The organism is Cryobacterium sp. Hz7 (assembly GCF_004402815.1).
GTDB classification, from domain to species: Bacteria; Actinomycetota; Actinomycetes; order Actinomycetales; family Microbacteriaceae; genus Cryobacterium; species Cryobacterium sandaracinum.
Genome location: NZ_SOFB01000055.1, coordinates 1 through 8405, shown reverse-complemented (window position 1 = coordinate 8405; position 8405 = coordinate 1). Strand labels below are relative to the sequence as shown.

Annotated in this window: 8 protein-coding genes, 1 tRNA gene and 1 pseudogene; 6 read left to right on the top strand and 4 right to left on the bottom strand. The window is 66.8% G+C overall.

Going from position 1 to position 8405, the window contains the following annotated elements; translation table 11 throughout:
• Window positions 1–617: 617 nt before the first annotated feature.
• Together E3N86_RS14220 and E3N86_RS14215 are read left to right on the top strand one after the other, a co-directional pair.
• Window positions 618–1067, top strand: coding sequence for a MarR family winged helix-turn-helix transcriptional regulator (locus E3N86_RS14220; RefSeq protein ID WP_134375423.1), 450 nt, complete (start codon window positions 618–620; stop codon window positions 1065–1067).
• A 110-nt stretch (window positions 1068–1177) separates the two neighbouring features.
• Window positions 1178–1369, top strand: coding sequence for a DUF1918 domain-containing protein (locus E3N86_RS14215; protein ID WP_134375421.1), 192 nt, complete (start codon window positions 1178–1180; stop codon window positions 1367–1369).
• Between the two features lie 321 nt (window positions 1370–1690).
• Here E3N86_RS14215 and E3N86_RS14210 read toward each other — a convergent pair whose 3' ends face one another.
• The 4 genes from E3N86_RS14210 to E3N86_RS14195 all read right to left on the bottom strand — a co-directional run bounded on the left by E3N86_RS14210 (window position 1691) and on the right by E3N86_RS14195 (window position 5590).
• Window positions 1691–3151: an NAD(P)/FAD-dependent oxidoreductase gene (locus E3N86_RS14210; RefSeq protein ID WP_134512197.1), complete on the bottom strand. Its 1461-nt coding sequence runs from the start codon at window positions 3149–3151 to the stop codon at window positions 1691–1693.
• Complete coding sequence (locus tag E3N86_RS14205; protein WP_134512196.1) at window positions 3148–3990, bottom strand: UbiA family prenyltransferase; 843 nt, start codon at window positions 3988–3990, stop codon at window positions 3148–3150. The genes E3N86_RS14210 and E3N86_RS14205 overlap by 4 nt, the downstream gene beginning before the upstream one ends.
• A 108-nt stretch (window positions 3991–4098) precedes the next feature.
• Window positions 4099–4171 (bottom strand) — tRNA-Arg (locus E3N86_RS14200).
• A 48-nt stretch (window positions 4172–4219) separates the two neighbouring features.
• Complete coding sequence (locus E3N86_RS14195) at window positions 4220–5590, bottom strand: MFS transporter (RefSeq protein WP_134375415.1); 1371 nt, start codon at window positions 5588–5590, stop codon at window positions 4220–4222.
• A 105-nt stretch (window positions 5591–5695) separates the two neighbouring features.
• On the opposite strand from E3N86_RS14195, the gene E3N86_RS14190 reads away from it, so the two are divergent.
• From E3N86_RS14190 to E3N86_RS14180, 4 genes and pseudogenes are all read left to right on the top strand, one after another.
• Window positions 5696–6430, top strand: a complete 735-nt coding sequence (locus E3N86_RS14190; protein ID WP_134512195.1) for a flavodoxin family protein — start codon at window positions 5696–5698, stop codon at window positions 6428–6430.
• 107 nt (window positions 6431–6537) lie between these two features.
• A pseudogene (locus E3N86_RS17915) lies at window positions 6538–6621 on the top strand (carboxylesterase family protein); the annotation flags it as partial.
• A gap of 111 nt (window positions 6622–6732) precedes the next feature.
• A complete protein-coding gene (locus tag E3N86_RS14185) occupies window positions 6733–7233 on the top strand; it encodes a carboxylesterase family protein (RefSeq protein ID WP_166785104.1) in 501 nt (166 codons plus the stop codon).
• Window positions 7234–7877: 644 nt separating this feature from the next.
• The coding region (locus tag E3N86_RS14180; protein ID WP_166785103.1) for a DUF222 domain-containing protein at window positions 7878–8405 on the top strand (528 nt) is incomplete at its 3' end.

The window sequence follows — 8405 nt, the reverse complement described above, 5'->3', positions numbered from 1 at the left end:
CGCACCGAGGCCACCAAAACACCCGCCGCCGGGTCCAGATTCAGGTCCTCAACGACCGTCTTATCGACACCGAGCAAAGTCCGCCATAAAGTTAGAGACCGCACGCCGTTTTCCCGCCTATAAAGTTTCTTTCCTTTGACAGTCAGAAACCTAGACAGGAAGCGGCGTGCGGCCGTTAAGGCGCTCCGAAACACCCACGGATACAGCAGGGGAGCCGAGATTCTGCCCAAATCGTCCCCGCAATACTCCGAAAAGCAGTTTCAGACCAGAATCTCCGTCGAATTGGTCCAACACCGGGCACGGCGCTCCGCCCGGGATGAACAACATCCACAAATTGCGGTCGGTTCTCGCCTTCCGGGAGCGACGCTGCAAAACAATTCGACGGCGATGGCGTGACAGAGGGCCGGTCGTAGTAGCTACGACCGGCCCTCTTCCCTTGCACCAAGAGTGTCCTGCAATCACATTTCGCGTCTTCCGCCACAGCAAACGGTTGACGCACTTCGAATATATAACGAACGCGTAACGAAGCGCCACTTGTTCGTCATTCTTTTTTTGTCCAAATCCCCACGAGTGGGGGAGGCGTCCCGATGCCGAGTCCCTATTCTTGGAGATCAAGGATGAGTGGAGGCAGCGTGACCGATCGAGCCGTGGCCGTGGCCGCCTGGGAATCACTGTTTCGTGCCCAGGTTGCCATTATGCGCAGCCTGGCCGCCGACTTTCCGGCTCATGACATCTCGTTCAACGAGTACGACGTAATGTTCAACCTGTCCCGGGCCGCCGGGCGGCGCCTGCGGCTCCGCGATTTGAATCGGCAGGTGCTGTTGACCCAGCCGAGCGTGAGCCGTCTGGTCGACCGACTGGCCGCGCGGGGCTATGTGCGGAAGCACACCGACCCTACTGACGGCCGCGGCGCCCTGATCGAACTGACGGATGCCGGCTTCGACCTGTTCCGCCGGGTCGCTGTCCAGCACATGGGCACCATCACCGACCGCATCGGCGACACGCTCGGCACCGACGAGCTCCTGCAACTCACCGCCCTCTGCGATCGCCTGCATGGCGAGGACTGACCTGCACCGCCCAGGTTGCGCCGCCTTGACGGAACCCGGCGCGCCGCGTCTCGCTGCCCTGTGCAGGGGGCGCGAGCGGGCGTACGGTGATCCGCGAGGAGGTAATTCCCATGCATGCAGCACAGGGAGACCGGGTCGTCATCCGAGGAAAGACGGTAGAAGCACCGGACCGGCACGGTGAGATCGTGGAGGTTCGCGGGCTTGACGGCGAACCTCCCTACCTCGTGCGGTTCAGCGAAGGGCATGAGAGCATCCTGTTCCCCGGCACGGACTTCATGATCGAGCACATCGAACCTCGCTAGCACAGGATGCCGGAGGGTGCGACACACGCATCCGGCCAGGTCAAGGGGGTACTGCGCCCACATCACCTGAGTCAACTTCGAAACACGCGTTGCAGATCGTGGCGGGTACAAAATCAGGAGCTTCAGCCATGAGAATCACGTGTCCGTTTTGCCACTCGACAGCTCGCCTGACGCCGAACCCGGTGCACGCCGCACACCGCGCCCTCCCCGTCTACGTGCTGACCTGCTTCGGCTGTGATCGCGCCAATGTGCGCCCCGAGTCGGCGCATCTGCCTCGGCCGGACCTGGCCGTTCGCTGATCCGGCGGCCGTCACTCCTCGGTCAGCGGGCGTCGAGGCGGCCGATCAGCTTGTGGGTCGCTGTCATGGCGCCGCCGAGCACGGCCGGTATACCGCCGCCGGGGTGCACCGATGCCCCCACCCGCCACAGCCACGGGCGTGCCCGGCTGGTGTACCCGGGGCGGTGGAACGGCCCGCTCTGCCAGAGCGGGTTGGTGGCGCCGTAGAGCGCACCACCGGTGGAGCCCCAGCCAGCGAAGTACCGCGGATCAAGCACGACGTGATCACGGAACAGCTCGCTGATCGGCCGGTCCAGGCCCACGGCGGCGCTGACCCGCGCAACCTCACGCGCCACCCACGGGCTGTCAAGGTCATAGCGGCGGCCGTCAGCGGGCGCGGTGAGAAGCACCGCCACGGTGGCCCGGTCGTTGGCATAGACCTCGTGCGGCCGGTAATAGTTCAGGAAGGCCATCGTCTGCTCGGGCACAGCCCCGGCATCGAGACTGCGGTGCAGGGCGGCCGGGTCGTCGGGCAACACGACGGAATGCGTGGCGGTGCCCTCCGGCAACGAGGTCTCAAGCACGGCATAAATGGCCACGCCGGAGCAGGACAGCTTCTGTGGCCGGACCGGCGGCACGCCGAGCAGCCCGTCGAGCACCCCACGGTCGAGCCCGCTCACAATCACGTCGGCCGGATGCGTCGCCGTCGCCGTGGTCACGAGCCCTTTCGACACGGCTGTGACGGGCTCGCTAATGCGCACGACCGCGCCGGCGTTCAACGCGAGCCGGTGCAATGCGAGCGGCAGCTCGTTCACGCCGCCCTCGGGAACCCACACGCCGTCCCTGGCCATGATCGCCGGCATGCTCGCATACAGTGCGAGGGTCCGCCGGGGAGAGACACCGGCATTGAGGGTGTGGATGGCGATGACCTCACGCAGGCCTTCGGGCATCCAGCTCAGGCCGTCGAGAAAGCTGCGCGTGGTCAGGCGGGTGCCGTAGAGCCGAAACACGTTGCGTACGGCCGGCAGCGATGCCGGATCGGCCGGGTCGGCGGTCAGCATGCTCGTGAGTTGAGGCCCGAGACCACCGTGTTCTTTTTCGAACCGGGTCCAGGCCGCGTGCCACGGGTGACCGGCGGGCACCGGCAGGACGGCGTCCGCTCCCCGGTAGAAGTACCGGCCCACCTCAGGCAGTCTCCGCAACGTCACCGCGGCCACCGCGGCGGCTTCGGCGGGAACAGAGCGGCGGGCGCCGAGCGCGTCGTAGCGGGCCAGCAGCTCCTCCCAGACCAGAGGGAAGGTGACCAGCGCCGGTCCGGTGTCCACGTGCTGCCCGTCGATTTCGAGTCGTCGGCTCTTGCCACCGATCCAGTCGGAGCCCTCCAGCACCGTCACCGAATGGCCGGCGCGGGCCAGCAGCGCGGCGGCCGTGAGCCCGCCGACTCCCGCGCCGAGCACGACGATGCGCTGCGGGGTCAGGTTGATCTTCCTGCGGGATCGTGTCATAGGAGCTCCTTGAGCAAAAAAACTGCCACGAGCTGGGCCCCGGCGACGGAACCTGCGACGTAGGGGAACGCGATCGAGTAGCGGTACATTCGGCGGGCCGTCATCGGCGTGGGGCTGCGCCCCAGCGACCCCACCAACCAGCCGGTGATGAGCGCATTCACCACGGCGACCGGCCAGTTGATCAGCGCGAAACCCACGGTGGACAGGGCCCACCACGCGCCGCTCCACACCACGGAGCCGCGCGCGCCGAGATGAACGGCAGTGGTTTGAATTCCGGCTGCACGATCCTCGTCGATGTCCTGCACCGCGTCGTAGGTGTGCTTGGCCACACTCCACGCCATGAGTCCGATCGCCGCCGCCCAGACCGGTGACTCACCGAGGGCGAGAGGCACGAAGACCAGCGGGAAAGCGTAGGCGGCATTACTGAGCGAGTCGAGGTAGCGCCGGGCTTTGAAACGCAGCGGGGGTGCCGAGTAGAAGATGAAGATCACCATGTACGCGGCGATCCAGGCGAGCGCCGCCGCCGGCAACGTAGCGAGGAAATACGCCACGAAAGGCGCGTTGGTCAGCACGACTCCGAGCACGATGGCGCGGGTTTCCGAGCCGAGGATGCGGGCCCCCTCGAGGCCACCCTTGCGGGCGTTCCGGGCATCCGTTTCCTGGTCGAAAATGTCGTTCACACCGTAGATCAGCAGGTTGAACGGCAGCGTCACCCAGAGGAGCAGCGGAACAATCTCCCACCGCCACAAATCCCCGACCAGCCACATGGCGATGACGGTGGTTCCGATGGTGTTGACCCAGAGCACCGGTCGGGAGATCTGAACCAGGCGGGTGAGCACTTTCTCACTCTATCGCTGCGAGAGACCGCGTTTTTTCGGGTGCCGACGCCCGTGCATTTCGGACAAACAGGAAACCCCCGCAATCTGCTGATTGCGGGGGTCCAGATGTGCGCCCGAAGGGATTCGAACCCCCAACCTTCTGATCCGTAGTCAGATGCTCTATCCGTTGAGCTACGAGCGCAGGCTGCCCAGAGCTAAGTACTCTCTGACAACTTGAAAACTATAGCAGTTATTCGGGGTGCTCCGGCGCGAGAACCGGACCCGAGGTGCGGATTCCGAGCCAGGAGGCGAGCCCGGCGGCGAACATCAAGCCCGCGACGACGACCATCACGCGCTGGAATCCCGGAACGTCGAGCGTAGTTCCGATGATCGTGCCGGCCAGAGCCACCGCGACTAGACCGGCCACCCGGGCGACGGCGTTGTTGATGGCCGAGCCGATGCCTGCCTGCTCGGGCCGGATGGAGCCGAGGACCGCGGAAGTGAGCGGCGCCACGGTGATGGCCAGGCCGAGGCCGATCACGACGACGGCCGGCACGACCTGCGACCAGAGCGCGATCGGCGGCACCGCCCCGAGTAGCAGCAGGAATCCGGCTCCTGCCACCATCGGGCCCACGGTCATAAACGCGCGCGGTCCGTAGCGGCCGGCCAGGGTGCCGAACAGGGTCGCGAAGAGCAGGAGCATGGCGGTCGCCGGGATGCCGGCGAAACCGGTTACGGTCGCCGAGAAGCCGCCGACCTGCTGCAGATAGAGCGTGAACACGAAGAAACCGAGGCCGAGGGCGGCGTAGAAACCGACCGTAGCGATGTTACCGACGCCGAAATTGCGGATCTTGAACAGGCTCAGGGGCATCATCGGATGCGGCGCGCGCGCCTCCCACCAGAGGAACCCCGCGAAGGCCAGCAGCCCGACGACAAGCGGCACGAACACGACCGGGCTGGCCCAGCCCAGCCGCCCCTGCTCGATCAGGGCGAAGACCGGACCGCCCAGCCCGAGCGCGGCCAGGCCGGCGCCCCACGCGTCGATGGGGGCCGCCGGACGGGTGCGCACCGGCTCGTCCAGGCCGGCCAGCAGCACCAGGGTAACCATGATGGGGATCACGTTGAGCCCGAAGATCAGGCGCCAGCTGAGCGTGTCCACCAGGATGCCGCCGAGCACCGGACCCATGATGCCCGCGATGCCCGTCCAGCCGGTCCAGGCCCCGATCGCTCGAGCCTGCGCCGCCCCCGAGAACGTCGAGGTGATGAGCGCCAGGGAGCTCGGCACGAGCAGAGCCGCCGCCACGCCCTGCAGCACCCGGGCCAGCACGAGCGCACTCCCCCAGGGTGCGACCGCGCACGCCAGCGAGGTGATCCCGAACCAGACCAGCCCGATTCGGAGCACCCGCACCCGGCCGAACGTGTCCGAGAGTGACCCGGCCACGAGGATCAGGGCGCCCAATGACAGCAGGTAGCCGTCGACCGCCCATTGTTGCAGCACCAGACCGCCGCCGAATTCCCGAGAAATCGCCGGCAGCGCGACCGTGACGATGGAGCCGTCCAGGAACGCCACGAACGACGCCAGAATGGCCACGATCAACACCCGATGCTCTCTGGAAATCACTCTCCCAGTTAACCCGATTCGCGGCCCGATCGAAGGCCCGATCCGGAGGGCGCGGGCCCCGGTGTGGCCCTAGACGAGGTCTGGGGCAGGTGCAAAACTGACGCCATGACCGCGATCCGCAACACCCAGGCATCCTTCGAATACGCCGGCCTTCGGGCCATGTTCATCAATTGCACCCTCAAACGAAGCCCCGAAATCAGCCACACACAGGGCCTGATGAACCTCAGCATCAACCTGATGCACGAGCAGGGCGTCCACGTCGAGAACATCCGGGCCATCGACCACGACATCGCCTCGGGCGTCTACCCCGACATGACCGAACACGGCTGGGCGACGGATGCCTGGCCCGCCCTGTTCGACAAGGTGCGCGCCTCCGACATCGTCGTGATCGGCGGGCCGATCTGGCTCGGCGACAACGGCTCGGTCACCAAGCGCGTGATCGAACGGCTCTATGCCATGTCGGGGGAGCTGAACGACAAGGGTCAGTACGTCTACTACGGCAAGGTGGGCGGGGCCGTCATCACCGGCAACGAGGACGGCGTGAAGCACTGCGCGTCGAACGTGCTCTATAGCTTGCAGCACATCGGCTTCACGATTCCGCCGGCGGCCGACGTCGGCTGGATCGGCGCGATCGGTCCGGGCCCGAGCTACCTGGACCCGGGTTCCGGGGGGCCGGACAGTGACTTCACGAACCGCAACGTGACCTTTATGACCTGGAACCTGATGCACCTGGCCGCAATGCTGAAGGCAAACGGCGGCATCCCCGCCTACGGGAACCTCCGCGCGGAGTGGGACGAGGGCGAGCGGTTCGGATTCCAGCCGAACCCGGAGTACCGATAGCGGCGTCGACGCGCCCGAAGTGAGGACACCATGACCGCGACCCCGCGGAGCCGCTTGGAGGTGCGGGTCACCGGCGGGATCGTGCGCGGCGTGGACGACAATGGCATTCGGCCTGGCGCGGCATCCCCTACGCCGCGCCACCCGTGGGCGAGCTGCGGTTCCGGGCCCCGCAGCCGGTGAGGAGTGCCTGAGTGTCAACGTGCTTCGGCCGGCGTCGGCGTCGCGTAGACGGCTGGGCCGCCCGGTGATGGTCTTTATCCACGCTGACCACCGCCGCGGTAGCCGACCTGACCCAGGCGGCCGTGGCGCTGCAGGCGCGCACGCCGGATGCCAGCCCGGGCACCTTCTGCCTGATCCCGGTGATCGACGTGGATTTCCTGCCCGAGCGGCCGCTCGACGCCTTCCGTCACGGGACCGCGCACCGGGTGCCGCTGATCATCGGCACCAAAGAGCGGGAGGGGTCGCTGTTCCGAAGCCGGGTGGACATCCTGCCGAAGTCGCCGACGCGTATCGCGGCCATCTTCGACCACGCCCCGGTGAGCCCGCACGACGCGATGCGCTCCGTCTACGCGAGCCTGCCGGCGAAACAGTCGTCGTCGGACTGCGGCGGGGATTTCGTGTTCTGGTATCCGAGCCTGCAGATCGGCGACTTCCACTCCCGGGTCGCGCCGGTCTATACGTACCGGTTCGACCTGGTCCCGCGGCTTAAGCACACGCTGGGCATCAACGCCACACACGGAATCGAGCTGTTCGCCCTGTTCGACCACGTCGACGGCCCCACGGCCCCACGGCTCGGGCCATGATCCTGCTCGGCGGGCGGGAACTCTTCATCAACGCGGGCGAACGGATGCGCCTGCACTGGCTTCGCTTCGCCTGCACAAGGCGGCCCGACGACACCTGGCCGACCTACTCGGAAACCGACCGGCTGACTCTGAGACGAGGTCGATCGCATCGAATCGGATCCGCGAGGAGAGCGGCGGGCGGTCTGGCAGGAGTTCCTGCCGAACTTCTAGCGGGTAGCGGCGGTTGAGCCCGTCGGCGTGAGCTCCCCAGTTGAGCTCCCCGGCACTCCTGCGTCGGCCCCCTGGCCGAACGAATTCGACGGAGATTTTGCTCAGAACCGGCCCAGAACATCCGTTTGGGCTCGAAATCGGTAAAATCTCCGTCGAATTCGTTAGGGAGCCCGGGTGCCTGAGGGGCGCGGGTGCCTGAGGGCGCGGCAACGGATGCCGGTGCGTAACCGACTCCACGGCACCGCCCCAAGCAAATTACTTTCTACAGTAATGTGAGACTTCTTGACTAAACATTCGTATACGTATACTATTGAGGCATGGCTGGAGCCCCCACTCCGCACCACCCCACCGCCTCACCGCAGGCGGTGCCTTCCCTCGCGCAGGCACCCCGTGCACAGTCACCCCGNCAGTCACCCCGTGCACAGTCACCCCTCGTGCAGCAGCTGCAGCAGGCCCGTGACCTGGCCGCAGCCGTGCTCGACTCGGTGTCTTTCTCCCTCCTGGGCGAGGCGGACGCGATGATGGTGCTGGGCATGGTTGAAGACCTCGGCCGTCGGGTCGATGCGGCCAGGGTTGCCTCCGCCGCCGACATTTCGGTGCGGTCTCGGCGTATCCTGGGCCATGAGTCCCTGGCGTATAAGAACGGGGCCAGCAGCGGCATCGACCTGGTCACTCGCCTGACCCGCGTCTCGTCGCGTGAGGCGAATCGGCGGGTGCGCCTGGGCGAGAACGTGACCCCGCGCCGGGCGGGCACCAGCATGTTGCCGCCCTACTACCCGGCCGTGGCCGACGCCCTCACCGCCGGGGACCTCGGCGTGGACGCGGCCGAGAACATCGTCACCGCCCTCGACCAGGTCGCGGCCCGGGTCGCGCCCGACGAGCTCGGCACTGCCGAACGTGCCCTGGTGGCCAGTGCGACCGGCGCCGTCACCGACGACACCCGCGGCCTGCCCGGGGAGGGG

Excerpts from the sequence above, each read along its gene's own strand:
- E3N86_RS14220 (WP_134375423.1), top strand. The coding sequence starts at position 618 with ATGAGTGGAGGCAGCGTGACCGATCGAGCCGTGGCCGTGGCCGCCTGG.
- E3N86_RS14215 (WP_134375421.1), top strand. The coding sequence starts at position 1,178 with ATGCATGCAGCACAGGGAGACCGGGTCGTCATCCGAGGAAAGACGGTA.
- E3N86_RS14210 (WP_134512197.1), bottom strand. The coding sequence starts at position 3,151 with ATGACACGATCCCGCAGGAAGATCAACCTGACCCCGCAGCGCATCGTC.
- E3N86_RS14190 (WP_134512195.1), top strand. The coding sequence starts at position 5,696 with ATGACCGCGATCCGCAACACCCAGGCATCCTTCGAATACGCCGGCCTT.